The organism is Acetobacterium fimetarium, assembly GCF_014284475.1.
In the GTDB taxonomy this organism is placed as follows: Bacteria; Bacillota; Clostridia; order Eubacteriales; family Eubacteriaceae; genus Acetobacterium; species Acetobacterium fimetarium.
Genome location: NZ_WJBC01000001.1, coordinates 246,110 through 270,376, shown reverse-complemented (window position 1 = coordinate 270,376; position 24,267 = coordinate 246,110). Strand labels below are relative to the sequence as shown.

General features: G+C 44.3%; 27 protein-coding genes and 1 tRNA gene. 20 read left to right on the top strand and 8 right to left on the bottom strand.

All coding sequences use genetic code 11. The features are described 5' to 3' along the window. Positions 1-20: 20 nt before the first annotated feature. The 5 genes from GH808_RS01180 to GH808_RS01160 all read right to left on the bottom strand — a co-directional run bounded on the left by GH808_RS01180 (position 21) and on the right by GH808_RS01160 (position 4,306). Entirely contained in the window at positions 21-668 is a 648-nt protein-coding gene (locus GH808_RS01180; protein ID WP_186840968.1) for an ABC-2 transporter permease, read from the bottom strand. Beyond that, the gene (locus GH808_RS01175) at positions 665-1,576 is read right to left on the bottom strand and encodes an ABC transporter ATP-binding protein (protein ID WP_243166048.1); all 912 of its coding nucleotides are present in this window, start codon (positions 1,574-1,576) and stop codon (positions 665-667) included. The genes GH808_RS01180 and GH808_RS01175 overlap by 4 nt, the downstream gene beginning before the upstream one ends. A 315-nt stretch (positions 1,577-1,891) precedes the next feature. Next, positions 1,892-1,980 (bottom strand) — tRNA-Ser (locus GH808_RS01170). A 76-nt stretch (positions 1,981-2,056) separates the two neighbouring features. Continuing rightward, the gene (locus GH808_RS01165; protein WP_186840967.1) at positions 2,057-3,046 is read right to left on the bottom strand and encodes a 2-hydroxyacid dehydrogenase; all 990 of its coding nucleotides are present in this window, start codon (positions 3,044-3,046) and stop codon (positions 2,057-2,059) included. Positions 3,047-3,067: 21 nt separating this feature from the next. Beyond that, positions 3,068-4,306 carry a glycosyltransferase family 2 protein gene (locus GH808_RS01160; protein ID WP_186840966.1) on the bottom strand — a complete coding sequence of 413 codons (1,239 nt, stop codon included), beginning with the start codon at positions 4,304-4,306 and terminating at the stop codon, positions 3,068-3,070. Between the two features lie 376 nt (positions 4,307-4,682). Between GH808_RS01160 and GH808_RS01155 the strand changes: the two genes are divergently transcribed. From GH808_RS01155 to GH808_RS01095, 13 genes are all read left to right on the top strand, one after another. After that, positions 4,683-5,699: a hypothetical protein gene (locus GH808_RS01155; RefSeq protein WP_186840965.1), complete on the top strand. Its 1,017-nt coding sequence runs from the start codon at positions 4,683-4,685 to the stop codon at positions 5,697-5,699. Between the two features lie 145 nt (positions 5,700-5,844). Then, a complete protein-coding gene (locus GH808_RS01150; RefSeq protein WP_186840964.1) occupies positions 5,845-6,288 on the top strand; it encodes a universal stress protein in 444 nt (147 codons plus the stop codon). Between the two features lie 219 nt (positions 6,289-6,507). After that, positions 6,508-7,110 (top strand): DapH/DapD/GlmU-related protein, encoded by a 603-nt coding sequence (locus GH808_RS01145; RefSeq protein ID WP_243166047.1) that lies wholly within the window; start codon positions 6,508-6,510, stop codon positions 7,108-7,110. Positions 7,111-7,514: 404 nt separating this feature from the next. Beyond that, on the top strand, positions 7,515-8,222 hold the full coding sequence (locus GH808_RS01140) for a TMEM165/GDT1 family protein (protein ID WP_186840963.1): 708 nt from the start codon (positions 7,515-7,517) through the stop codon (positions 8,220-8,222). 204 nt (positions 8,223-8,426) lie between these two features. Further along, positions 8,427-8,714: an ArsR/SmtB family transcription factor gene (locus GH808_RS01135; RefSeq protein ID WP_186840962.1), complete on the top strand. Its 288-nt coding sequence runs from the start codon at positions 8,427-8,429 to the stop codon at positions 8,712-8,714. Positions 8,715-8,930: 216 nt separating this feature from the next. Further along, a complete protein-coding gene (locus tag GH808_RS01130) occupies positions 8,931-11,420 on the top strand; it encodes an FAD-dependent oxidoreductase (protein ID WP_186840961.1) in 2,490 nt (829 codons plus the stop codon). A 56-nt stretch (positions 11,421-11,476) separates the two neighbouring features. Then, the gene (locus tag GH808_RS01125) at positions 11,477-11,833 is read left to right on the top strand and encodes a rhodanese-like domain-containing protein (RefSeq protein ID WP_243166046.1); all 357 of its coding nucleotides are present in this window, start codon (positions 11,477-11,479) and stop codon (positions 11,831-11,833) included. A gap of 18 nt (positions 11,834-11,851) precedes the next feature. Beyond that, positions 11,852-12,169, top strand: a complete 318-nt coding sequence (gene trxA, locus GH808_RS01120; RefSeq protein ID WP_186840960.1) for a thioredoxin — start codon at positions 11,852-11,854, stop codon at positions 12,167-12,169. Between the two features lie 25 nt (positions 12,170-12,194). After that, the gene (locus tag GH808_RS01115) at positions 12,195-13,052 is read left to right on the top strand and encodes an NAD(P)/FAD-dependent oxidoreductase (RefSeq protein ID WP_186840959.1); all 858 of its coding nucleotides are present in this window, start codon (positions 12,195-12,197) and stop codon (positions 13,050-13,052) included. 202 nt (positions 13,053-13,254) lie between these two features. Continuing rightward, complete coding sequence (locus GH808_RS01110; RefSeq protein ID WP_186840958.1) at positions 13,255-13,617, top strand: NifB/NifX family molybdenum-iron cluster-binding protein; 363 nt, start codon at positions 13,255-13,257, stop codon at positions 13,615-13,617. Between the two features lie 182 nt (positions 13,618-13,799). After that, positions 13,800-14,348: a PadR family transcriptional regulator gene (locus GH808_RS01105; protein ID WP_207722221.1), complete on the top strand. Its 549-nt coding sequence runs from the start codon at positions 13,800-13,802 to the stop codon at positions 14,346-14,348. Positions 14,349-14,457: 109 nt separating this feature from the next. Further along, positions 14,458-15,162 (top strand): ABC transporter ATP-binding protein, encoded by a 705-nt coding sequence (locus GH808_RS01100; protein WP_186840956.1) that lies wholly within the window; start codon positions 14,458-14,460, stop codon positions 15,160-15,162. A 10-nt stretch (positions 15,163-15,172) separates the two neighbouring features. After that, complete coding sequence (locus tag GH808_RS01095) at positions 15,173-15,889, top strand: ABC transporter permease (protein ID WP_186840955.1); 717 nt, start codon at positions 15,173-15,175, stop codon at positions 15,887-15,889. A gap of 106 nt (positions 15,890-15,995) precedes the next feature. On the opposite strand, the gene GH808_RS01090 is transcribed toward GH808_RS01095, so the two are convergent. Together GH808_RS01090 and GH808_RS01085 are read right to left on the bottom strand one after the other, a co-directional pair. Next, positions 15,996-16,637, bottom strand: coding sequence for an MORN repeat-containing protein (locus GH808_RS01090; RefSeq protein WP_186840954.1), 642 nt, complete (start codon positions 16,635-16,637; stop codon positions 15,996-15,998). Positions 16,638-16,795: 158 nt separating this feature from the next. Beyond that, a complete protein-coding gene (locus GH808_RS01085; protein WP_186840953.1) occupies positions 16,796-17,086 on the bottom strand; it encodes a hypothetical protein in 291 nt (96 codons plus the stop codon). A 93-nt stretch (positions 17,087-17,179) separates the two neighbouring features. Here GH808_RS01085 and GH808_RS01080 point away from each other — a divergent pair, with 93 nt between their 5' ends. The 7 genes from GH808_RS01080 to GH808_RS01050 all read left to right on the top strand — a co-directional run bounded on the left by GH808_RS01080 (position 17,180) and on the right by GH808_RS01050 (position 23,206). Beyond that, the gene (locus GH808_RS01080; RefSeq protein ID WP_243166045.1) at positions 17,180-17,857 is read left to right on the top strand and encodes a response regulator transcription factor; all 678 of its coding nucleotides are present in this window, start codon (positions 17,180-17,182) and stop codon (positions 17,855-17,857) included. Continuing rightward, positions 17,854-19,491: a sensor histidine kinase gene (locus tag GH808_RS01075; protein ID WP_186840952.1), complete on the top strand. Its 1,638-nt coding sequence runs from the start codon at positions 17,854-17,856 to the stop codon at positions 19,489-19,491. Before GH808_RS01080 ends, GH808_RS01075 begins: the two co-directional genes overlap by 4 nt. Positions 19,492-19,608: 117 nt before the next feature. After that, positions 19,609-20,967, top strand: a complete 1,359-nt coding sequence (locus tag GH808_RS01070; protein WP_243166044.1) for an aminotransferase-like domain-containing protein — start codon at positions 19,609-19,611, stop codon at positions 20,965-20,967. A gap of 110 nt (positions 20,968-21,077) precedes the next feature. Then, entirely contained in the window at positions 21,078-21,779 is a 702-nt protein-coding gene (locus GH808_RS01065; RefSeq protein WP_186840950.1) for an AzlC family ABC transporter permease, read from the top strand. Further along, complete coding sequence (locus GH808_RS01060; RefSeq protein ID WP_186840949.1) at positions 21,769-22,101, top strand: branched-chain amino acid transporter permease; 333 nt, start codon at positions 21,769-21,771, stop codon at positions 22,099-22,101. Before GH808_RS01065 ends, GH808_RS01060 begins: the two co-directional genes overlap by 11 nt. Before the next feature lie 124 nt (positions 22,102-22,225). Then, on the top strand, positions 22,226-22,669 hold the full coding sequence (locus tag GH808_RS01055) for a universal stress protein (protein WP_186840948.1): 444 nt from the start codon (positions 22,226-22,228) through the stop codon (positions 22,667-22,669). 108 nt (positions 22,670-22,777) lie between these two features. Next, positions 22,778-23,206: a universal stress protein gene (locus GH808_RS01050; protein WP_186840947.1), complete on the top strand. Its 429-nt coding sequence runs from the start codon at positions 22,778-22,780 to the stop codon at positions 23,204-23,206. A 91-nt stretch (positions 23,207-23,297) separates the two neighbouring features. Here the strand turns inward: GH808_RS01050 and GH808_RS01045 are convergent, their stop codons facing one another. Continuing rightward, entirely contained in the window at positions 23,298-24,176 is an 879-nt protein-coding gene (locus GH808_RS01045) for a LysR family transcriptional regulator (protein WP_186840946.1), read from the bottom strand. Positions 24,177-24,267: the final 91 nt, after the last annotated feature.

Below are 24,267 nucleotides of genomic sequence, written 5' to 3'. Positions count from 1 at the left end.
TCTTAAACGTTCATCCATCGCTATAAATCAATCTGCTCGAAATGAGCTGCTGCTTTTCGGTAGGAAAGAATGGTCAGGAGCACAAAAATCAAAATTCCAACCAGAAGAACCATCAGCTGTTGGGGCAAATAGACGGGATTAAATGTGTCCATTGTTGTTTTCAGGACCGGCGTGAGCTGAATCGCCAGTTCAGAAAGACCAACAAAAACGGTCATTGAAATGCAGGCGAAAAGATAGGGAACACCCATTTTGTACGCTGTTTTATAAAACAAAGTGAGAAATGAGAGGTTGAAAAGACCGAACATCACAAAGACCAGACCGAAAAAAGCGACATTGGCTTCCATTCCAGCCTGGTTTTCGAGCGGTATCAGTGTGCCGCGGATAATGGCAAAGGGAATGGAAACAACAATCTGTAAAAGCTCCAGGATGACGATCGTCATGCAGCGTGCTTTCACCGCATCCCGCTTGGGAATGGGCAGCAGAGTTGTAAAATACACATCATTATTGGCCTGTCCCCCCACAAAAATAAAAAAGATACCCAGCGTCTGATAGAAAAAAGAAACGTAGTACGGATAATTCGGAATCAGGAGCATCGATGACAGCAAGAGAAACAGATAGCAGGTTGGGTGGACAGAGAGTTTAAATTCTTTATACAACATGTTTTTCATTTTGTTTGTTTCCTTTCGATATGAACCATAATCGATTCCAGATCGGCCGGGGCGGTTTTAATTCCCTGGGTAACTCCGGAATCCTGTAGTCGGATCAATCCGGAGAATTCCCCCCTGCGTTCGTGGCATCCGATGATCGTATTCTGCAATGATTCTGTAAGCTGGTCACTGGAGCCATTCACAAGAAGATAGGAATCGGTAAATGATTTCATCTCCTGACTCACGACGAGCTGACCATTTTTTATATAGGTGATTTTGTCGGCACATTTTTCAAGATCGGAAGTGATATGGGTAGAAAAAAGAATGCTCGTCTGATGTTCATCCACGACCTCTTCAAAAATGTTCAGAATTTCATCCCGGGATACCGGATCAAGACCGCTTGTGGGCTCATCCAAAATCAATATTTCCGCGTGGTGGGATAGCGCCAGAGCGAGGCTGTACTTAACACGCATTCCCTGTGAGAGTTCCTTCGCTTTCTTTTTCGGATCCAGTTCAAATCGATTGAGATAATCCTGGTAGGCTTTTTCATCCCATTGATCATAAAATCGACGATAGACGTCGGTTATGGATGACAGCTTTTTTTGAAGATAGTAATCCACACCGCCAAAAGAAAATGAAATGTGCTGCTTGATTTCAGACTCATGCGTTTTTATATCCATGCCAAAGAAACTGACATTTCCACTGTCACTGTGAACCAGATTTACCATGGCTTTGAGTGTGGTTGTTTTACCGGCACCGTTGCGACCAACGAACCCCATGATGGTACCCGGATCAAGGGTGAAAGACACATCTTTTAGTTTGAATGTGTCATAACTTTTAGTCAGATTCCGGACCGATAGGATTTCGTATCGATTTTTAATATCAGTTGTAACAAATGAATTATTTGATTTTTCGCTAACTTTTTTCAACAAGTTATACCTCCCTGCATTTTCTGTACATTACATATAACGGGATAAATTTACTGTTTCTTCCAACAAAAATAAAAAAAATGAGACAATGCACAAAAATTAGGTACAAATAAAAAAGATAATAACAGTGCGTAAAGTGATTTATGGAAGAAGGCATGGCGGTTTCTGTTGCCTAGACGACCGAAACAAAATGACGAAGAAAATGAGATAACATAATAAAGAACCGCCAATAAACAGTGTAGAGAAATCTGTTTATTGGCGGTTCTTTATTATATGAAAAGGTTAATAAAATACGAAAGTTTTAGTTGATTTTAATGGCGGAGAAGGTGGGATTCGAACCCACGTGCCCTTGCAGGCAACCGCATTTCGAGTGCGGCTCGTTATGACCACTTCGATACTTCTCCGCATGATTGATGACGCTTATCAATTATAACTCAAGTGGTCGATATTTTCAACTTTGTTTTAGAACAATTAATATACTTACAAACCGTTCACAATATTAATCGGCCTCGCTCCATTTGAAACGGCCAGGATATTTGCCCAGACTGTTTTGTGCATTTTTTCAAAAGCCGGTTTTGTTGTGCCGGCAATATGTGGTGAAAAAAGCAGTTTATACCGAGATGCTTCGGGCAGATTAAGAAGCGGATTATCCGGTGTAACCGGTTCAGGATACATCGTGTCTAAACCCGCTCCTGCGATTTGCTCATTCATCAATGCGGCCACAAGATCTTCCTGAACGACGAGTTCTCCGCGGGCAGTATTGATCAGAAACGCGGTCGGTTTCATGACTGCAAGCTTCGCTTGATCGATCAAGCCGGTCGTTTCCGGCGTCACGGGCAGGTGCAGGCTGATGATATCGCATTGTTTACACAGTTCTTCAATTGAAAGATAGGTCATTCCCAGTTCTCTTTCCGCCTCGATTTTTCTGGAGCGATTAAAATAGCTGATTTTGGAACCGAACGGCTTTAGTCTTTTGGCTGTTTCTTTTGCAATCGAACCAAATCCAACAAGCCCGACATGACTTGAGCCGAGTTCGGGGATGCCGTCTAAAATAAAGGATCCTTTGGCTGTGATCTGTTTGCCGCAGCGGACCATTTGATCGCCTTCCAAAAGTCTCCGCTGCAAAGCCAGCATCAGGAGGATCGCATGCTCCGCGACGGTTTCCGAGTTGACGGCGTTGTTATTGCAGACATAAATACCCTTTTCTCTGGCGGCAATGATATCGATTTTATTATAGCCCACACCTTCCGAATGAATCAGCTTCAGGTTTTTCATATTATCAATCAGCGTTCGGCTGACTTCACGAATGGCATCGGCAAAAATATAATCGGCGCTGCCGCAAGCTTCCAGGATTTCCGCATCCGTTTTCAGTTCTTCGCCAAAAATAAGCTGCCAGTCATCCGGAATATTTGGTAAATCGGAAAATTGTTCAACACGCTTTTTTGAAGTCAATAGCAGTACTTGAGTCATCAGTTCACCTCTTTGTCTTATTTATTTGGCCAATTGTGAAATTTTAAGGCTTTTGGTGTGTTCAATCGGTTCCCAGATATCGATGGGCTTCATGAAACACGAAACATTGATGGCAATCCAGGAGACCAGGTAAAACCAGAAGGAAAAAATTGAAACATGATTGACTTGTTTAATTCGCTTGCCTTCCAACCAGAGAACCATCACGGTAAACAGCACACTGGTAATGAGACCGCCAACAGAAAAAGCAACCGCAAAAGTCATGGCGCTGGACCAAATACTGGTGGTGATATAGAGCATCCCAAAAATGATAAAAGAGCAAACCGTATAGATGAAGGTGAGCACTTGAACGTAGGGGGCGATCAGGAATATGAGCATGTCAATGGCACAGAAATTCTTGCTTTTCTTATAACAATCAAACAATTGCCCGGAATATCGATCAAAACACTGAACGATGCCGGTTGACCATCGCTTGCGCTGAGACCAGGATTGCTGAAAGGTCAAAGGATGTTCATCAAAGGTGATCGCTTCCGGGGCCCATGCGACCCGGTAGCCATTGATGACACATTGGGTGGTAAATTCAATATCCTCGGTGAGGCTATAGGTTTTAAAACCATCTTCTCTGACTAGTTCCGCCGACATCATAAAGCCGGTACCGTTCAAAGCCGCTGACAAACCCAGACGGTGACGGGCCAGATTCAGGAACCGATTCAAGGTCCAGTAGAAAACCGATTGACAGCCGGAAATCCAGGAATCACTGGGGTTTTTGCTGTCCCGATAACCCTGGGCAATTTTTTCGCCGGAGGCGAGGACATTATTCATTGCCGAGAAAAAATGCTTATCAACGACATTGTCCGCATCAAAGACACAGAAAGCATCGTAAATATCATTTTCGCTGAAGATGTAGTCAAAAAACTGTGTCAGCGCATCACCCTTGCACGTTACTTTGCCCGAACAGTTGAATGTTTTGGCGCCATGAGCTTGGGCAACGCCTTCGGTATTATCGGTGCAATTGTTGGGGATGACATAGACATCCATGAGCTCCTGAGGATAATCCTGCTGGTGCAGACTGTCAATCAGATTACCGATAACGAATTCCTCATTTCGCGCAGCTATGATGGCTGCCATGCGATGCTTTGGCTGTGTCGGCGAATATTTATTGTACCGAGTGTAACCAAACAATCCGATTATAAAGTTGTAAATTCCATAAATGAGAAAAGGAATTCCCAATAAGAATAATAGTGTAAAGATTTGTGAAACCATTATTATTTCCTCCGTGTTTTATAGTACCAACAAATTGAATTTAACGGTCAATGACGATCGCAATCAGTATGATACTATCATGTGCCTAAATCTAAACTATTGTAACACGAAAATAACAGGATCTGAATACGAAATATTTTTCTGGAAACGTTGACACAAATATTTACCCGCTCTTACCGCGTGATTGATGGATTTTCTTCCAGGTTAATGATAAAATATCTGTAAATAATGCTGAAAATAGAAGTAGACGCATTGAATATTCCGATGAAGTGAAAAAAGCTGAGTATTGAAAAAATGTGTTATGTATCAATCAAAATATGAGGGTCAGAACATTATATTTTGAAACTTGAAAAATAATTCTGGAGGAAATGTCGAAGTGGCGAGAAAAAACCGACCCCCTAAAGAACCAAAAGTAAAAAAAGAAAAAGAGAAAAAACCCAAAAAAGAGAGACCGGCAAAAAAAAGGCGACAAAAAGAAACGCTGTTATCAGAGAAAAAAGAGCAAAAATCGAAGGGCAAACTGATTAAAATTGGGTTGCCAATTCTGTTGGTGATTTTAATCCTGGCAGGTGCTGCTTTTTTCATATTGAAAAGTGGAATGCTGTCTGGTGGCGTAAAAACTTCAGCCAACGAAGCTGAGCTGGCTGAAAAAAAGAGCCGCTATACTGAGGCTCAGACTTATTATAAACAAGGCGATTATTATGATGCCAGTGCCATGTTCACCTTATTGGGTGATTATGAAGATAGTAAAACAATGGCTGAAAAAATAAAATTGGCAAGCAGCTATCCCGCAAAAGGCGCTGGAATTTCCGAGTATATCGGCTGTGATGTGGTTAACAACTATATCGCTTGTTATAAGAACTATGCTGAAATTGAAAAAGCACTGGGCGTTACGGAGACAACGACACCAGCGGAAGCGACTAATTCCACTGGTGCAACCGCAGACACAACGACTGAAGAAGACAGTAAAAAAACGGAAGAAACAGAGAAGACGGAAGAAAAGATCGAATACGATGAAAGTACCGTCGCGACTGTTGTCGAAATGACGGATGAACTGATGGCGGCAGGAAACTTGGTTAAATGCCTTAATCTGCCGGCTGATCATCTCATGTATGGTGCCCATGAATCTCTCAAACGCTCCGCCGATTACGGAAATCAGGCGGCCTGGAAAATTCAGGAGGGTGTGAAAGATGGCACGTATAAGCCGGATGGCACGAGTGAAGTAGCGACTGAGGTAAAAACGCTGCGAGATAGTATGAAAAGCGAGAATGACGCATTTCTGCAGGAGGTTGACGCATTGTTAAGCGCCAATTTATTGGATATGATTGGCTATTCCAATACCGGCGCGTCCATGAAACGCTATTCGGCAACGATTGGCGCCTTCTACAAATAATGATTCAAATTAAAATGGTAACAGGGAAGATGGATGATGGCTGAGATAACCGTTTATGGAAAAAAAGACGGGTTTAAAGATGATTTGCGATTAGACGGTTTTCACGGGGGTATAAAAAAAGTATGAAATCAAGGAGGAAACACCAATGAAAAAAATACTTGTACCCGTGGACGGTTCAGAAATTTCTCTCAAAGCGGCGGCTCAGGCTGTCGAGCTGGCAGAGAAATTTGGCAGTGAGGTGACGTTTCTTACCGTAGTACACATCGATTTACCTTACTATGAAACCGCGACAGTCCCGCAGAATTTTATTAAAATGCAGGATGAAATCGAGGCCGCGGCATCCAGGGAATCGGGAAAATTGTTGGATGCGCTCATCAAAGGATACAGCAGCACAGGTGTTGCGATGAATAAAAAAGTACTCTTCGGCATAGTTGATATGGAAATCGTGGATTTTGCGGAAGATGAAAAATACGATCTGATTTTAATGGGCAGAAGAGGATTCAGTCCGGCCAAACGTTTCTTCGTCGGATCGACGACCAAAAAAGTCCTTGCGGCAGCGCCATGCTCCGTGATGGTTGTAAAAGAATAGTGCGCCATTAAGAAAGTGTTAATCCCGAGAGACTGAAGCAGCTAACTTTTCAGGTAGCTGTTTCGGTCTCTTTTTCTATCTGCAAACCTACGTAGACATCGGATCGCCTCGCCATTTTGAAGAAAAGATTGAGCCGGAGAAATATAATATGCAATACGCTCGGATTATATCATTTTAACACGGGTATATAGCAGTTAAGAAATTAAGGAGGGGCTACCAATGAGTAGTAAGGGCATAGCAATGGTATCGATCAGAGAAAAAATAAAAAAGGGGCTACTATTTTGCGAAATATGGGAAAGCCTTGAAGAGGAACGCGTAAGATGTAAAGAACTGGTTTACGATTATAACCATACCCGTCCCGGCGAAAAAGCAAGGCGGACAGAATTATTGAGAGAGATGCTTGGCGATATGGGCGAACATGTTTTGATTGAGCCACCTGTCCATCTGGCCTACGGAACGAACGTACATATTGGAGATAATTTTTATGCCAAATTCAATTTGGTGCTGATCGATGATGCTGATATCTATATCGGTAACAATGTGAAGATCGCACCCAATGTCACGATTACCCCAACCGGTCATCCGATTGATCCAGATCTTCGCAGACCGGGAACCATGTTTTCAATTCCCATCAGAATTGAAGACAATGTATGGATCGGTTCCAATGCCGTGATTCTGCCAGGCGTTACCATTGGGGAGAATTCGGTGATCGGTGCCGGCAGTGTTGTAACCCATGACATTCCCGAAAATGTTGTTGCTGTCGGGAATCCATGCCGAGTATTGAGGAAAATAGCAGATCGTGACCGAGAATATTTATTATAAGCAGAAAGGCGGAAAGAAGAACAAGACCTGGTTGAAAAATCAGTCGCCGACTCCGGCATATGATGTTATCAGGAATAGTCATGCGATCAGATCCGGTTTCGCTTGTTTTATCTTGCCAGCCGGAAAGATTTATGATACTATTACAAGCGTTGTTTAATGAAATAGTAATTGACGTTAAGAGGGAGTAGCTGCCCATACGGTGATAAAGTCAACATGCTGACCTTTGGGTCTGGCTTTATCGTGACTGATTTCAGTCAAGCGAGACTTTTAACACATTGGTTTTATTGGATTGATCAAAAATATTTTTGCATCGTTATTTTGGATGGAAAAAGGCAATGATCAGGAAGATGATACTGTTGTGTTAAAGGTCTTTTTTAGTGATATAAATTTAAGGAGGATGTTGGATGTCAGAATTTATTAAGGCAATGCTGCTGGTAGTTGTTGCCGAAATGGGGGATAAAACACAGTTGCTTGCGATGGCCATGGCAAGCAAGTATAAAGTTGGGCAAGTCATGCTGGGCGTGCTGATTGCCACCATCTTCAATCACGCCCTGGCAGTGTTGGCCGGTACCTATCTGAGTACAGTCATACCGATGCAAACCGTGGAAACTGTTGCTGCGGTCGCTTTCCTGGCTTTTGGCCTTTGGACTTTGCGTGGGGATAAAATCGATGAGGATGGTGAGAAAAAACACAAATTCGGACCGGTCGTCACCGTGGCAATTGCCTTTTTTATTGCGGAGATGGGGGACAAGACACAGCTGATGACCATCACCATCGCTGCAGAAAGTGCCCAACCATTCTTTATCCTGATGGGAACAACAACCGGCATGCTGATTGCAGACGGTATCGGTATTCTAGGCGGTGCCTGGATGGCTAAACACATCCCTGATATCTATATCAAGTGGGTTGCTGGAATGGTATTCATGTTTTTTGGAGCGCTCACTCTCTACAATACGCTTCCGGCAGCTTTTATTACCCCCGTCTATGTCATCCCGTTTTTCCTGATACTGGGCGCATTAATCTATCTGTTTGGCGTTAAACTGGCGTATCATGAAAAAATCAATCAACCGGGTCCGGACAATCAAGTTAAAAAAGAAGATGAAGTAATATAATTGATGATGTTTTATAATTGATGCCGTCGCATCGGCAGTGCATCAATTGCAGAGGATAAGCCGATTAAAATGGTTTATCCTCTTTGTTTTTTTGCCGGAGCCGAAATAAAGAATTAAATTAAAAAAATGTATTGACAAATACATTTATATATCGTAATATACAGATATAAAAATAAACATGATGATTGAAGGGAGGGAAGGACCATGGACAAAGATTTTGACCAGTACCATGAGAAGGCTGAAATTCTAAAGGTGTTGGCTCACCCGGTAAGACTTTGCATTGTGAAAGGCTTGATCGAAAATGGAGGGTGCAATGTTTCTCATATGCAATTCTGTCTGGAAGTTCCCCAATCGACATTATCTCAGCATTTACAGAAGTTAAGAGCGGCCGGAATTGTGGAAGGAAAAAGGAATGGGCTGGAGATCAACTACAAAGTCTGCAATGAGCGTGTTGTTGATCTGATTAAAACCCTGTTTGCTGAAGACCACTGAGACAGTTGAAGTCACCGAATAAAGGTGAACGCTTATCGACAATATCGTGTTATCCAAATATATAGAAAAAGCGATGCAATCGCGCGCAAAGTGTTACAACGGATAAAATCGTAGACAAAGTAAAATCAAATTAATAATGATTAGAAATTGGGGTAGTTATGATATTAACATGACTTTCGCAATATAAATTAATAAAACTTATTGGAGGGAATAGAAATGAATAAAAAAGTACTAATAGTTGGTGGCGTTGCTGGCGGCGCATCTGCAGCAGCAAGATTAAGAAGACTGGATGAAACGGCGGAGATCGTCATGTTTGAAAGAGACGAGTATATTTCGTTTGCAAACTGTGGTCTTCCTTATTATATCGGAGAAACCATCAAAGACCGAAACAAATTGCTGGTTCAGACACCGGAGGCCATGAAAGCCCGATTCAATATCGATGTCAGAATTAACAGCGAAGTCACCGGAATCGACGCAAAAAACAAGAAAGTTACAGTTGCAAGTAAAACGAATGGCAACTATGAGGAAAGCTATGATTATCTGATCCTGTCACCGGGTGGGAAAGCCATTAGACCCAATATTCCCGGAATCAACAGCGATAAAATTTTTACCCTAAGAAATATTCCGGACACGGATCACATCAAAGCTTATGTGGATAGAAAAGGCATCAACAGCGCAGTGGTAATCGGCGGCGGTTTTATCGGCGTAGAAATGGCGGAGAACCTCAAGGAAAGAGGAATGAAAGTGACTCTGGTGGAGGCAGCACCTCATATTCTGGCACCGTTTGACTCCGATATGGTTGTTATGGCAGAAAAGGAAATGGTTGAAAGCGGCGTCGGACTGGTCCTGGGTGATGGTGTCAAGTCTTTTGCGGACAACGGAAATCAGGTCCAGGTTACGCTCAACAGCGACACGAAAATTGATGCGGATATGATCATTCTGGCTATCGGCGTTTCACCGGATACCGCTTTCCTGAAAGAAAGCGGCCTGGAATTCGGACCAAGAGGACATATCGTCGTCAATGAGAAAATGGAAACGAATCTGGAAGGAGTCTACGCAGTAGGCGATGCCATCGAAGTGGTTGATTACATCACCAAACAGCAGACCGCCATTGCGTTGGCAGGGCCGGCCAATAAACAGGGAAGAATCGCGGCCGACAATGTCGCAGGACTTTATTCCACCTACAAGGGAACGCAGGGTTCATCAATCCTCAAGGTATTCGGACTGACCGCCGCCAGCACCGGTGCCAACGAAAGAACGCTGCAGCGGGCAAACATGCCATACAAGGTTATCTATGTTCACCCGGTATCCCATGCTTCCTATTATCCGGGTGCCATCCCGATGTCGCTTAAACTGATCTTCAATGAAGAAGGAACCGTGCTGGGAGCCCAGGGAATCGGATACGACGGTGTGGATAAGCGAATTGACGTCATCGCTACGGCAATCCGTTTTAACGGCACCGTCGATGATCTGGCCGAGCTGGAGCTTTCATATGCACCACCATTTTCATCAGCAAAAGATCCGGTGAACATGGCCGGGTTTGTCGCTCAGAATGTGCTGGCGGGCAGAATGGATGTGGTAGCCTGGAAGGACATCGAAAATTACAGCAGTCAAGATTATATTCTTCTGGATGTTCGGACTGAGATGGAATACAGCAATGGTCATCTAGATGGCGCCATGAATATTCCGGTGGACAGCCTGAGAGAACGCTTGAACGAACTGGACAAGAGCAAAACCATTGTGGAATACTGCCAGGTTGGCCTGCGTGGTTATATTGCGGCCAGAATTCTGCTGCAGAATGGCTTCAAAGTCGTGAATGTGACCGGCGGGTACAAGACTTCCGCGATGATCGGCTATGCGCCCCAAAAACCTGAATCCAGTGGACCGGACTCGGGTAGCGGCCAATCATCAAAGCAGTCCATTGATCCGGATACCCAGGCGGTCAGAATCGATGAAAACAAGACCGAAAATTACGATCAGCATCTGGATGCCTGCGGGCTCTGCTGTCCCGGTCCCTTGATGCAGGTGAAGGCATCCATGGATGAACTGAAAGACGGACAGATCCTCAAAGTGACGGCTTCCGATCCCGGATTCTATGAAGATATCAAAGCCTGGTGTAAACGGACCAATAATGAATTGCTGGATCTCAATAAAACAACTGGCAACATTACGGCTTTTATAAAAAAGAATATCAGCAATGAAATAGTCAATCAGAGCTCATCTGGTGCGCCGGCAAAAGACAACAAAACAATCGTTGTCTTCAGCGGGGATCTGGATAAGGCCATTGCCGCCTTTATCATCGCCAATGGTGCCGCATCGATGGGCAAAAAAGTTACCATGTTCTTTACTTTCTGGGGACTGAATATTCTGAGAAAGCATGAGAAGGCCAGAGTGAAAAAGGGCTTGGTTGATTCGATGTTCGGAGCAATGATGCCGCGAGGAACCCAAAAACTCAAGATTTCCAAGATGAATATGGCCGGTATGGGAACGGCCATGATGCGAAAAGTCATGAACGATAAAAATATCTCATCACTGGATGACCTGGTAAAAGCCGCAATCGACAGTGGAATTGAGCTGGTGGCCTGCCAGATGTCGATGGATGTTATGGGAATTCAACAGGAAGAGCTGCTTGACGGCGTAAAATTCGGGGGAGTCGGCTACATGCTTGGTGAAGCAGAAGACTCCAATGTAAACTTCTTTATTTAAACAGTTAAACCTAAATTACAGGAAGAAAATTTATTGATCAGAAAGGAAATTGTCTGATGAAGGCGACCGAGCCTTCATCAGACGTGGAAAAAAAGATGTTTTCGATTTTTAAAAAGAAATACGATTCAATCAGCGCCAAAGAATTAAGCGAGAGGATTGAACGGGTTAACCTCATTGATGTCAGAGAGACACATGAATACAAAACCGGCCATGTTCCCAAAGCCAGAAATATATCGATGGGGGATTTGCTGAAGAATCCGGCCAAGTATCTTGATGAGAAAGAGCAGTATCATATCATCTGCCAGTCAGGGTCAAGAAGTTCAAGAACGTGCGAAAAATTGGCATCATTGGGTTACCATGTTGTAAATGTGGCAGGCGGAACGGGAGCATATCCCCAAGCCTTGAAAAAATGAAAACGGAGGAATAATACAATGGCAAAAATAATTAACGGTAATGAATTTAAAGATGAAGTTTTAAATGGCAATGAGACAGTATTGGTGGATTTCTTTGCAACGTGGTGTGGCCCCTGTAAAATGCTTGGACCTGTGGTTGAGGAATTGAGCACGGAAATGGCAGGAAAAGCCAAAGTCTATAAAGTTGATGTGGATAAAAGTCCTGATATAGCCGGGAAATACAAAATCACCGGCGTACCGACGGTGATGATTTTTAAGAACGGAGCAGCTGTCGAGACCATGGTTGGTTTTCAACCTAAGGCAGTATTAAAAGGAAAACTGGAAAAATATATTTAATTTAATGTGAAAGGACAACGTTACGATGAGCGTGAGATATGATTTAGCAATAGTCGGCAGCGGCGCGGCGGGGATTTCGGCAGCAATAAATGCAAAATTAAGAAACAAAAACATCATTGTTTTTGGAAATAAGGATTTAAGTGCTAAATTAGTCAAAGCACCAATGATCGACAATTATCTGGGACTTCCGGAAATAACCGGAGTACAGCTCAAGGACAAGTTCATTAAGCATGCCACTGACATGGGGGTTGAAGTAACCGCCGAGAAAATTAATAATATTTATGCCATGGGTGATTACTTCGCATTGATGTCCAATGACAAAGAATATGAGGCGACAGCGGTGATCGTTGCAACCGGCATTGAGTTCTCAAAGCCATTGCCGGGAGAACTGGAGTATCTGGGCAACGGGGTCAGTTATTGTGCGACCTGCGACGCTTCGTTTTACAAAGGAAAAGTTGTTACTGTCATCGGGTATAATCAGGAATCGGTGGAAGAGGCGAATTTCATCAATGAGGTCGTCGAAAAAACATATTTTGTGCCGATGTTCAAGGGAAATGTCGCATTAAATAAGGACATCGAGATCATTCAGGGTGAACCGGTGAGGATTCAGGGGACGGATAAAGCTAATCTGCTGATCCTCAAGGATCGGGAAATTAAGACCGATGCGGTGTTCATTTTAAAGGACAGTGTCAGCCCGGAACAGCTGGTGCCCGGACTTGAAATGGATGGCTTGCATATCAAAGTGAATCGCAAGATGGAGACAAACCTGGAAGGTCTTTATGCGGCCGGCGACATCTCTGGAAAACCCTATCAATATATGAAAGCGGCTGGTGAGGGGCAAATTGCAGCACTGAATGCCGTGGGCTTCATCGACAGTAAATAAAAAATAGCAACAGAGAAACAGGAGCGGTCGTTTGAAAGCGACTACTCCTGTTTTTGACACTATTTATTATTGAAGCTGAAATTTATTAAAACAATTATTTTAGTTGTTGACATATGCTGATAATGTATTATAATAGTGTTATTAATAACATATGTCAATAAAACACTGTTGATTGACATATTAACTTTTTGGAGGTATTTTTATGAAAATTGCGTTACCGACTCGTCAGAATATCATTGACAGCCATTTTGGCCATTGTGAGTATTATACTGTTTTCACCATAGATGACAGTAATAAAGAGATCATCAACCAGGAAATAATCACGTCGCCTGCGGGCTGTGGCTGCAAATCCAATATTGCATCAACGCTCTCAGAAATGGGCGTTAATCTGATGCTTGCTGGCAATATGGGTGAAGGTGCAGTTAATGTATTGAATCGATCGGGCATCGAAGTGTTGCGCGGATGCTCCGGCGATGTCAAAGAAGTGGCTCTCAACTGGCTGGCTGGTGCAGTTGTTGATTCCGGCGAATTGTGCCATGAACATGAACACGGATGCCATAATTAAGATGTGAATTACAAAAAGACGGACTGCCTAATTACAATGGGCAGTCTTTTTTAGTTTATGGGCAGCTTTTATCGTGATCAGACGGCCTGCTCACGTGATCAGAAAAAAAATCCGGAAAAATGTTGACAGAAACATATAATCAACGCATAATACTCAACATAGAGTATTGGAGGTGGTTAAATTTGACACGATTGCTTGTTCTGGGAATCCTTGATGTACAGCCGATGTCTGGATATGATATTCAACAGATTCTGCGCTTGTCCGATGCAGAACGGTGGGGCGGTGTACTCATCGGTTCCATTTATCATGCTTTAAAAAAAATGGAGAAAGAAGGACTGGTTGCGGTAGCAAGTATTGAACAAACCGGACACCGGCAAAAAGCCATTTATAAAATTACCGAAGGCGGTCAGGATTATGCAAAGAAATTAGTGAAAGAAGCCCTTGAAGCGTCTTCAGTAAATTATCCATCAAAACTGTATTCGGGACTGTCGTTTGTTGAAAAAATATCAAATGAAGAGGCGTTGACAGTGTTGAACAATCAGTTGCGATCTTTAGAAAAAGAATACGAAGTGCTTGAAGATGGATTGAAATTAAAAAAGCTGGCAATGAATAACAATATTCCGCCAATGACAATGCTGACGTTCGATAATATGTTTGCGATCGTTAAGCAACAGCGGGAATTTGTTGAAAAGGCAATAAAAATTCTGGAATCGGAAAATAAACAAACATAGTTAGATAATCACTTCATAGATAATATCAATTCTCCCTCTTTTCGAGGGAGAAAAAAATAACCATATAATCAACGTTGAATAAACAACGATAAATTAAGGAGAAATCAAAATGAATCTAGTTTCTGCAAAAGGTCTGGTCAAAGGGTTTAAAAAGAGAAGTGTCATTCATGGTATCGATTTTGAGATCAGAAAGGGGGAGGTGTTGGCCCTGGTTGGTCCTAACGGAGTCGGCAAGTCCACAACGATCGCGATGGTTTTGGGAATTTTGCAACCGGATGAAGGGCATATTGAGCACTGGCGGCCGGACTATCGACGTTTTGTCGGAGCTCAGCTTCAGTCGACACCGTTCTTTGAAGGATACACGGTAGAGGAAAATTTAAAACTGTTTGCCGCATTGTATCAGACAAAACTCGATCAGGAACAGATCCGTGAAAAACTGGAAAGCTGCCATTTAACCGAGGCCGGGAAAACACCGGCAATAAAATTATCGATCGGTCAGCAGAAACGACTGGCAATTGCTGTAACCAATGTGCATCGCCCCGAGTTGGCGGTGTTGGATGAACCGACAGCCGGTTTGGATCCCCGGGCGAGGTACGAAATCAAAGAGATGATTCGTACAATGACAAAAAATAATCAGACGGTTCTGTTTTCATCGCACGATATGGAAGAAGTTGAACAGCTGGCTGATCGACTGATTTTTATGAATGAAGGCATTATTGTCGACGAAGGAAAACCCGACGAACTGATCGAAAAATATCAGGTAAAGAATCTGGAAGAATTGTATCTTGAATTAACACGAACAAATATAAATTAAGGAGAATCAAATGAATACTATTTTTAGTCTGTCGATGAAAGCTGCCACTCGAGAACCCTTCCTGCTGTTTTGGTCAATTCTGCTACCCATTGCAGGGACAGTTGGATTAGGACTGCTGATCAGGCAGCCGGACTATGCCATGCAGATTACCACCGGTATGATGGCAATGGGAATTCTGTTCTATGCGTTTACAACAACGGTTTTTTCTGTGCTTTCTCAGAGAAAACGCGGTGTGTATAAACTCTTGCGGGTGACACCGATGTCATTGTGGCGTTATCTGTTCAGTGTTTCCAGCGCCTGGGTCATCATTTCACTTTTATGTGCGATGCTGGTTCTTGGCGTCGGGAGTGTAGTGTTTGGGTTTGCACTATCAATTGCTTCAACTGCAATGATGGGCATTGTTGCTGTTTTAGGAGCATGCGGATATGTGTTTTTCAGCTTTTTCATCTCCGCATTGTGCAAAACAGAAGCGCAGGCCAGCATTACCGCCAATTTAATCACCATGCCCTTGCTGTTATGCAGCGATGCATTCTATTCGCTTGAAGGTGCGCCGTCATGGGTTCAGATCCTCAATTATTTGAATCCATTCCAGTGGTTTGTCAATGGGTTGAGAAGCGGTTTTTTATACGATCAAAAGGGCTGGAGGATCAGCATTGCGGTCTTACTGATTCTGATCGCAATGACGCTGTTTCTGGCAGTTCGATCGTTTCGATTTGATGAAGCATAAAAATGGACTGGCTACAGCATCTGCTGAAGCCAGTCCATTTGGCATGATCCGACCGTGTTGGTCTTAGTCAGTATTAAACTTGTCGCAGCATTCTGACGATTTGATTTTACGCACCGACATAGTTGCCGTTTTCAAAAGTTCCTGATTGTGTTGTGCCGTCTGTAAACGTAACGGTACCGCGGCCATTGGGCAAGTCATCTTTCCACTCGCCTTCATAAGTGAGGCCGTCGGCATAAGTAGCGGTTCCCTGACCGTTCATCTTACCATTCTTCCAGGCCCCCACATATTTTCCGCCATCGGCATAAGTGTAGGTACCCTGGCCATTTGGCGAGTCGTTATCCCATTGACCGACATAACTGTCACCGTCGGCATAGGTGTAGGTGCCCTGTCCGCTTTTCTGGTAATCTTTCAATTCACCGGTATAGGTACTGCCGTCAGCATAGGTGATCGTTCCCTGGCCATTTGGTACATCGTTGTCCCATTGGCCGACATAACGGTCACCGTTTGCAAAAGTAGCGGTCCCCTGACCGATCTTCAAGCCATCCTTCCACTCGCCCTCATACTTGTCGCCAGTTGCAAAAGTAATCGTCCCCTGGCCGTTTGGCTTGTTATTATCCCATTCACCCACATAGACGTCACCATTTTCATACGTGTGTGTTGTCTGTTTGGAACTTTGACCGCCGCACCCTGCAAAAATACAAGAAGACATCAAAATCAAACAGATCGCTACTGTCAGTTTATTTCGCATATAAAATCCTCCCTTTTCCCAAAGCATAATAAAATATATTTACCCATTATAAAGAGATTTAAAACAAAGGTCTACGATAAAAAAACAGGGGACAATTTCTCGACCCCTGTTTTTAACCGCTAGTTTATAAGGCGGCTTTTATAATCGGATGATTATAACTACCTGTTTCGGCCATGCTGCATGCCAGTGCCGTCTTGGGCATGGGTTCCGGGAGCATCGCAGATGCCATCGCCGTCAGCATCGACGAAAGAGCCGTATCCGTATTTCATGCCGGCACCAGCTCCGGTACCATCGCAGATTCCGTCACCGTTTGTATCGCAGAGTCCCTGCTGAGTACAGGTTCCATTTCCGGTGCCTCGACCCTGTCCATTCGGGGATGCTGCCATCGCGCTGCCAGCGGTTGCCAGCATCAATGCCAATGATGCGATTAGAATTACTTTTGCTTTCATTTTAATTCCTCCAGTTTTTAAATTATTTTATGGTTGCATTATATGACGGTTATGTGTCATTATTGTGTCAAACAGTTAAATAGCGGAGGTGCAATGATGAAGAAAGAAATTCGCATTCTGGTCGCAGAAGATGAAGACAAATTGCGGGACATCGTTTTGAAATATATAAAAAAAGAAGGGTATGACGGATTCGGCGCTGTCGACGGCGAAGCGGCACTGGATCTGTGGGCGGAGAAAAAACCGGATTTAATTGTCCTCGACGTGATGATGCCAAAAATGGATGGATTTGAGGTGCTGGAGGAAATCAGACAGACGGATAATGTGCCGGTGATCATGCTGACAGCCCGGCGAGAGGAAGATGACAAGATTCAAGGCTTTGAATCGGGAACGGACGATTATGTGACGAAACCCTTCAGTCCGCGAGAACTGATGGTGCGCATTAAAGCGTTGCTCAAACGCAGCGGCGTAGCGACTGCTGAGAACAGACTGGATATCTGCGGCATGCAGTTCACACCGGAGGAGCGGCAGATGACAATCGACGGTGAGACCATTCAGCTGACTCAGAAGGAATATGAAATCCTGGCCTATTTCATCAATCATCAGAAGCTGGTATTGTCCCGGGAACAGATTCTCGACCGGATCTGGGGATTTGATTATGAGGGCGATATCCGGGTGGTTGACACGACCATCAAAAGACTGCGTAAAAAACTGGCAGAAAAGGGAGAGTGTATCCAGACCGTCCGCGGAATCGGATACAAATTTCAGAAATGAGAAGTTCAATCTTTTCGCGACTGATGCTTTATCTGAGCGTCTTTTTTGTCATCTTGTGTGGCCTGACTTATTTTGCCCTGACTTCCGGCTTTGAATCCTACTATACGCAAAGTCGAACGGACGCATTGATTGAAAAAACGAAAGAAGTGGCAGCGCTTTATAATCAGGAAGGTCTGACGCCGGAACTTCAGGCCCTGATCGATCGGGCCGGGGAAGAGGGGACCGTCATTCAGATCATTCAGACCAGTGAAAATTCAACCGAAACATCGACGGTTACGGATGTAGAATCTCAAACGGCACAAGGCGAGGCACGGCAATGGCTCGAAAACCTTCACAACGAAAGATTAGGAACCTGGGTGAGCATTCAAAGGATGGCCGCATCGGAAAACGGATCGAGTGGAGCTGGCGAAGGGGTGAATAACGGTGAACATTCGGGAACCGGTGCTGCTTCGGGATCCGGAAGTGGCGCCGGCAATAATGCCGGCGAAGGTTCGGGAAATGCATCCGGGAAAGGTGATGGTTACGGACAGGGACAGAGCATTGCAAACCAGGCACAAGCGCATCCGGCCGGCGAAAGCTTTGTGATGATTCTTGGCAACAGCGATCACCAGGTCGAATGGCTCTCCTACAAGGAAGTGGCTGAAGACGGCTCGCAAATTGTCGGACGGATTCCGTTAACCTCGGTCAATGAGGTGATCGAAATCGTTCAGAAATTTCTGCTGATGTTTCTGGCGGTAATCTTCGCCAGTTCGCTTTTGTTCGCCTATTTTTTTGCCAGCGGAATATCGAAACCCATCGTCGGACTGAACCGGATCGCAACCGAGATGGGAAACCTCAATTTCGGTGAAAAATATCGGGGCAGCCGGCAGGATGAAATCGGACAGCTTGGCAAAACCCTGAATCATATTTCGGATGAACTGGAAATGACGATCGTCAGACTGCAGGATGAACTGAACAAGGAGCGTACCCTGGAAAAAATGCGGCAGCGCTTTACCGCACAGGTCTCTCATGAAATTCAGACGCCGCTGGCTATCATAAAAAGCCATGCGGAAGCACTGGAGGATGGAATTCCGGAAAGCCGGCAAGAGGAGTCGGAATATTTCGTGACGATCCAGCAGGAGGCAGATAAAATCAGCGGGATAGCCAGCGATTTACTGGATCTGTCGCAGATGGAATCCGGCGTCTACCGGCTAAAATTGGAAAAGCATGATGGGTTTGACGTGATTGCTTCGGTGGTGGAGCGTTTCAGCCACGCCTATCCTGAAAAAAGCATCAGGCTTAAGAACCTCTGTGAACCGGGGCTCGTCGTCGCTTTTGACCGGAAACGGCTGGAACAGGCTTTTTACAATCTGCTCAGCAATGCGATCAAACATGTGAGTCCCGATGGTGTCATTGCAGTTCAATGTGAAAGGCGGGCAGAGCAATGGGTGGTTTCAGTTTACAACACCGGAGATCCCATTCCTGAGAGCGAACTGGATCAAATCTGGAAATATTTCTACAAGGGCGAATCCGACATAAAGGGAACAGGTCTAGGTTTGGCGATCGTCAAGGGAATCATTCAATGCCACGGTGGAAAAGTTGCGGTGAAGAATGAGCAAAACGGCGTGCAATTTGAAGTGAGTATCCCCTTGTAGGTAAAAACAGGGCGTCAGGAAATTTGGTTTAACTTGCAAGTTGCGCCACACAATTGTATAATTGTATGAAAAAAGAAAGGAATTACCATGTCGATAAACTCGTTTGAAGATTTTCCGATGTCATGGAAACCGGTGATCGATCAGGGCGCAAAACCGATGTACCGGTTTCTGGCCAATCAGCTTGAACAGGATATCGTGAAAGGGTTGCTGCTGCCGGGAACCAGGCTGCCCCCGCAGCGTGAGCTGGCCGATTTTCTGGATATCAACGTCAGCACTATTTCCAAAGCATTCAAGGTGTGTGAACTGAAGGGGCTTTTAAGCGCCACGGTGGGGAGCGGAACGTTCGTTTCCTTTGATGCGCTGTCCAATGCCTATCTGCTTTCGGACCGAAAGACCCCCAATGTGATCGAACTGGGCGCGACGCTACCCGAGCCGGGTTCCTACGAATCGCTTGCAGTACAGCTCAGGAGCATGGTCAATGAACCGGATATTGTCAAGTGGTTCGGCTACAGCCGACCAAACGATATGCTTTGGCAGAAGGACGCAGCTGTCAAGCTGATGGAAAGAGGCGGATATGATACTGAGATTGACAGCATTTTGTTTTCCAATGGCGGTCAGAATGCCATCACAGCAGCGCTGGCCGGCCTCTGCAAGCATGGGGATAAAGTTGGAGCAGATCCCCATACCTATCCCGGGTTGAAAACCGCAGCGGCGATGCTGGGAATCCAGCTGGTGCCGATCCGCCAGAGAGACCGAGAAATGGATGCGCAGGCTCTGGCGGATGCCTGCCGTAGCGATAATCTCAAAGGCATTTATCTGATCCCCGATCATCACAATCCCACAACGCACCGGATGTCCCTGGCGCGGAGAAAAGCACTGGCCAAGGTGGCCAGAGAACAGAATATTTTTATCATCGAAGATGCCACCTATCATCTGATGTGCCCGAAGCGGCTGCCAGCGGTGGCAACATTTGCACCGGATCAGACGATCCATATCGCCAGTTTGTCCAAAACGGCGGCGCCCGGGCTGCGGCTGGCTTATGTATCCGTGCCGGAACGCTATCGGAAGTCGCTGTCCAATGCCCTTTACAATATAAATATTTCGGTTTCGCCGCTGATGGCGGAGCTGGCGGCCAGAATGATTGTCTCCGGCAATATTGATACCATTATTGAAAGTCACCGCAAAAACACGATCGCAAGAAACAAACGGGTCAATCAGATACTTTCGAATTATCATTGTCATGGCGATGAAACATCGATTTTCCGGTGGATTCAGCTGTCGGCAGGCATATCGGGAGCGAGTTTCGAGCGTCTGGCGCTGGAGCGCGGCGTGCAGGTTTACGCTGCTGAGCGCTTTACCGTGGGTAACAGTCTGCCCGAAAATGCCGTTCGCATGTCAGTCTGTGCGCCGGAAACGATTGAGGAACTGGCAAGAGGGCTGGTGATCCTTGAGAAACTGCTGAAGACACTCAGCTGATTTATATGCCATACAATAAAATGATTGTACGCCATACGATATATACATTGTATGGCGTTTCTTTCTGTGTTAGCATTGAAAGCAAGATCAAGAACCACAGGAGGAGATCATTGAAAGCTTTTCGTTTTGCATTGAAGCAGATCATACCATTTCTATTTTCATACTTATTCATCGGGATGGCCTTTGGGGTTCTGATTACCGAAGCAGGATATTCGGTCTGGTGGTCTTTTTTGGCCGGCGTCTTCATCTATGCCGGTTCCATGCAGATCGTGATGATTTCCCTGATGACCTCCGGCGCGCCCTTGTATATGATCGCCGCAATGACGTTCTTCGTCAATGCAAGACATATTTTTTACGGGATCGGATTTGTTGATAAATTCAAAAAAATGGGCTGGAAATATCCCGTTATGATTCTGACAATGACCGACGAAACCTATTCGGTTTTATGTTCGCTTGACTACCCAAAAGATCTCGACGAACAGAAGGTGGATTTCTACATCAACTTTATGTGCTATCTGATTTGGATTTTCAGCTGTACCGTTGGGGCGCTGTTCGGAAAACTGGTTCCTTTTGATCTGACAGGGATCGAATTTGCGGCGACCGCGTTTTTCGTGACGGTCTGTGTGAACCAATGGCGGCAGTTCGACTCACACATTCCTGCGCTTGCGGGACTGTCCAGCGCGATCGCTTTTTACTTTATGCTGGGGCCGGCCAATTTTATACTGCCGGCTCTGTCATTGAGTTTGATCGTCCTGGTGGTAATGAAAGACAGTGTGAATTTAGAAATGAGAGGTGTGAACGTTGATCATTGATTTTTCCGATGCTGCCGTAACCCTGATCGTGGTTTCGCTGATGACCGGCCTTACCCGCGCCATCCCCTATCTTTTGTTTGGGGGGAAGAAAGAAATCCCCGAGACGGTTGTCTATCTTGGCAACATGCTGCCAGCATCGATTATGATTATTCTGGTTGTTTACTGTCTGAGAAACATCGATTTTTCCGCTTTCCCGTTTGGATTGGCCGAGTTTCTTTCGGTCGCACTGGTGATTGTGGTACAGTATCTAAAAAAGAATTCGCTCTTGAGTATCATCCTGGGTACCGCCTGTTATATGCTGCTGATTCGCACTATTTTTTAAGCGGACGATTAGCAAAAATTGACGAATGCTTCGGGACAGGTTGCAGAAATTACCTGAAAGTTCATTGACAGGAAATGAATAAGGTGATAAAATCTATGTAAACGAATACAGAGGAGGCATTACTATGAAAAAGATACTCGTACCTGTTGACGGCTCAGGGATTTCATTGAAAGCAGCGGATGAAGCGATCAAGATTGCAAAAAAATTTGGCAGCGAGGTCACATTTCTTTCTGTAGTCGAGGTGAAAATGCCATTTTACGGAGCAAAACCAATTTCGGCCAACCTGATAAAAATGCAGAATCAAATAGAAGCAAATGCAACGAGTGAATATGAAAGACTGCTGCATGCGCTCATTGAAAAATACAAAAATTTGGGTCTGGTACTGCATACGAAGATTTTAACCGGCCCGGTTGATATGGAAATAGAAGACTTCGCCGGAGAGGATCACTCTGATCTGATCGTGATGGGAAAAAGAGGATTAAGTCCAGGAAAACGTTTCCTGGTGGGATCGACGACAAAAAAGGTGCTGGCAACAGCACCGTGTTCCGTGCTGATTGTGAAAGAATAGCAATGGTCTTTCAGAGCGCTTAAAATAAAAATAAATTTGTGCTGTTTCGTTGTTTATTCCTCCCTTTTTATGGGTACATTATTTATATAAAAATTAGGAGGGATGTCAATGAAAAAAATACTCGTACCCATGGATGGGTCCAAAATTTCATTGGAGGCAGCAGATGAAGCAGTTGAGTTGGCAAAAAAATTGGGTAGTGAAGTAACGTTCCTATCCGTTGTCGAAAATCGTTTACCCTTTTATGATACAACAGCAGTTCCTGAAAGATTTGCGCAAAAACAGAGTGAACGGCAAAAAGAAACATCCATGGAATTTGAAAAAATGTTGAATGGTCTGGTCAGAAAGTATGAGAACTCCGGGGTGGAAATAAATAAAAGAATTCTAGTCGGTGCGATTGACCAAAAAATTGAAGAAATTGTAAATAACGAAGCGTTTGATTTAATCATAACGGGGAGAAAAGGATTCAGTTCAGTTAATGTTTCATGGTCGCCAAGGCGACTCAAAAAAGCACTGAATCCACATTTTGCTTTATATTGATCGGCAAAGTAAAACAGGCTGGTTCAAAACTGATAGTTTTGAACCAGCCTATTTTTATTGCTTAAAAAAAGGATAGAGAAAGTAGTCAATATCAAGTATGCAGCAGTTTGAAAATTTCCCGATAGTTTTCGGAAAAAACGCTGCCGCGATTCCAGATAAAGGTGAAATCATGGGATATTTGAAAATCAGCGAGTTCAATTTCTCTTAAAATACCGCTCTTTAATTCTCTTTTAACAACCGCCTCATACAAAAAAGTGATGCCGCAGTTATATTCCACCATGTTTTTGATGGCGGTCATTCCACTGATTTCAATCGTATTCCTGAAATCACCGATCGCCAGATTCCGGTATTCAAAATTTTTTTCCATGATTTCCCTGGTGCCGGATCCGATTTCTCTGACAATCAATCGCTCCGAGAGAAGATCTTCAAGTTTTTCAGGATTGTGTGAAAAACAGTAATCCCAGCCGCAAACGGGAATAAACCGTTCCTGAGAGAAGGTCAGATAATCATATTCTTTCTTACTGAAATTTCCTTCGACCAGAGCAAAATCAATTTCACCCAAATGCAGCTTATCGAGAAGTTCGCGGGTATTGCCGATCATCATACGGATTTCAGCATTCGGAAAGCAGTTGAGGTAGTCGCGCAGTTGTTCGGCGATAACAAATTCGCCAATTGTCAACGTCGCACCAAAAATCAGGCGTTCTTTTCGCATGGCGAAATCACGGAGACTTTCCTGTAGATAGCGGATATCATGTTTCATGGTAACCGCAGCTCTGTAAAGCATATCACCGGCTTGGGTCAACATCATCTTTTTCTTTTCATACACAAACAGTTTGGTGCCATAGTAGTTTTCAAGGTAATGAATATGCTGGGACACAGCCGGCTGAGTAATATGGAGTATTTCGGCCGCTTTAGTATAATTCAGATACTGGCAGACCGTTACAAAAGTATCCATTCTAAAATCCATCATGCTGTTGAATTCCTTTCCGGTAGTCAAATTACACAAAACAACTATAACACAAAATTATCCAACGATAAATATATATAATTTTAATTTATTT

What these genes read in the sequence shown, in the direction of transcription:
- GH808_RS01180 (WP_186840968.1), bottom strand. Translation starts at nt 668, where the DNA reads ATGAAAAACATGTTGTATAAAGAATTTAAACTCTCTGTCCACCCAACC.
- trxA (WP_186840960.1), top strand. Translation starts at nt 11,852, where the DNA reads ATGGCAAAAATAATTAACGGTAATGAATTTAAAGATGAAGTTTTAAAT.
- GH808_RS01070 (WP_243166044.1), top strand. Translation starts at nt 19,609, where the DNA reads ATGTCATGGAAACCGGTGATCGATCAGGGCGCAAAACCGATGTACCGG.
- GH808_RS01080 (WP_243166045.1), top strand. Translation starts at nt 17,180, where the DNA reads ATGATGAAGAAAGAAATTCGCATTCTGGTCGCAGAAGATGAAGACAAA.
- GH808_RS01085 (WP_186840953.1), bottom strand. Translation starts at nt 17,086, where the DNA reads ATGAAAGCAAAAGTAATTCTAATCGCATCATTGGCATTGATGCTGGCA.
- GH808_RS01145 (WP_243166047.1), top strand. Translation starts at nt 6,508, where the DNA reads ATGAGTAGTAAGGGCATAGCAATGGTATCGATCAGAGAAAAAATAAAA.
- GH808_RS01095 (WP_186840955.1), top strand. Translation starts at nt 15,173, where the DNA reads ATGAATACTATTTTTAGTCTGTCGATGAAAGCTGCCACTCGAGAACCC.
- GH808_RS01045 (WP_186840946.1), bottom strand. Translation starts at nt 24,176, where the DNA reads ATGATGGATTTTAGAATGGATACTTTTGTAACGGTCTGCCAGTATCTG.
- GH808_RS01165 (WP_186840967.1), bottom strand. Translation starts at nt 3,046, where the DNA reads ATGACTCAAGTACTGCTATTGACTTCAAAAAAGCGTGTTGAACAATTT.
- GH808_RS01110 (WP_186840958.1), top strand. Translation starts at nt 13,255, where the DNA reads ATGAAAATTGCGTTACCGACTCGTCAGAATATCATTGACAGCCATTTT.
- GH808_RS01140 (WP_186840963.1), top strand. Translation starts at nt 7,515, where the DNA reads ATGTCAGAATTTATTAAGGCAATGCTGCTGGTAGTTGTTGCCGAAATG.
- GH808_RS01100 (WP_186840956.1), top strand. Translation starts at nt 14,458, where the DNA reads ATGAATCTAGTTTCTGCAAAAGGTCTGGTCAAAGGGTTTAAAAAGAGA.
- GH808_RS01115 (WP_186840959.1), top strand. Translation starts at nt 12,195, where the DNA reads ATGAGCGTGAGATATGATTTAGCAATAGTCGGCAGCGGCGCGGCGGGG.
- GH808_RS01150 (WP_186840964.1), top strand. Translation starts at nt 5,845, where the DNA reads ATGAAAAAAATACTTGTACCCGTGGACGGTTCAGAAATTTCTCTCAAA.
- GH808_RS01090 (WP_186840954.1), bottom strand. Translation starts at nt 16,637, where the DNA reads ATGCGAAATAAACTGACAGTAGCGATCTGTTTGATTTTGATGTCTTCT.
- GH808_RS01160 (WP_186840966.1), bottom strand. Translation starts at nt 4,306, where the DNA reads ATGGTTTCACAAATCTTTACACTATTATTCTTATTGGGAATTCCTTTT.
- GH808_RS01125 (WP_243166046.1), top strand. Translation starts at nt 11,477, where the DNA reads ATGAAGGCGACCGAGCCTTCATCAGACGTGGAAAAAAAGATGTTTTCG.
- GH808_RS01075 (WP_186840952.1), top strand. Translation starts at nt 17,854, where the DNA reads ATGAGAAGTTCAATCTTTTCGCGACTGATGCTTTATCTGAGCGTCTTT.
- GH808_RS01130 (WP_186840961.1), top strand. Translation starts at nt 8,931, where the DNA reads ATGAATAAAAAAGTACTAATAGTTGGTGGCGTTGCTGGCGGCGCATCT.
- GH808_RS01050 (WP_186840947.1), top strand. Translation starts at nt 22,778, where the DNA reads ATGAAAAAAATACTCGTACCCATGGATGGGTCCAAAATTTCATTGGAG.
- GH808_RS01135 (WP_186840962.1), top strand. Translation starts at nt 8,427, where the DNA reads ATGGACAAAGATTTTGACCAGTACCATGAGAAGGCTGAAATTCTAAAG.
- GH808_RS01055 (WP_186840948.1), top strand. Translation starts at nt 22,226, where the DNA reads ATGAAAAAGATACTCGTACCTGTTGACGGCTCAGGGATTTCATTGAAA.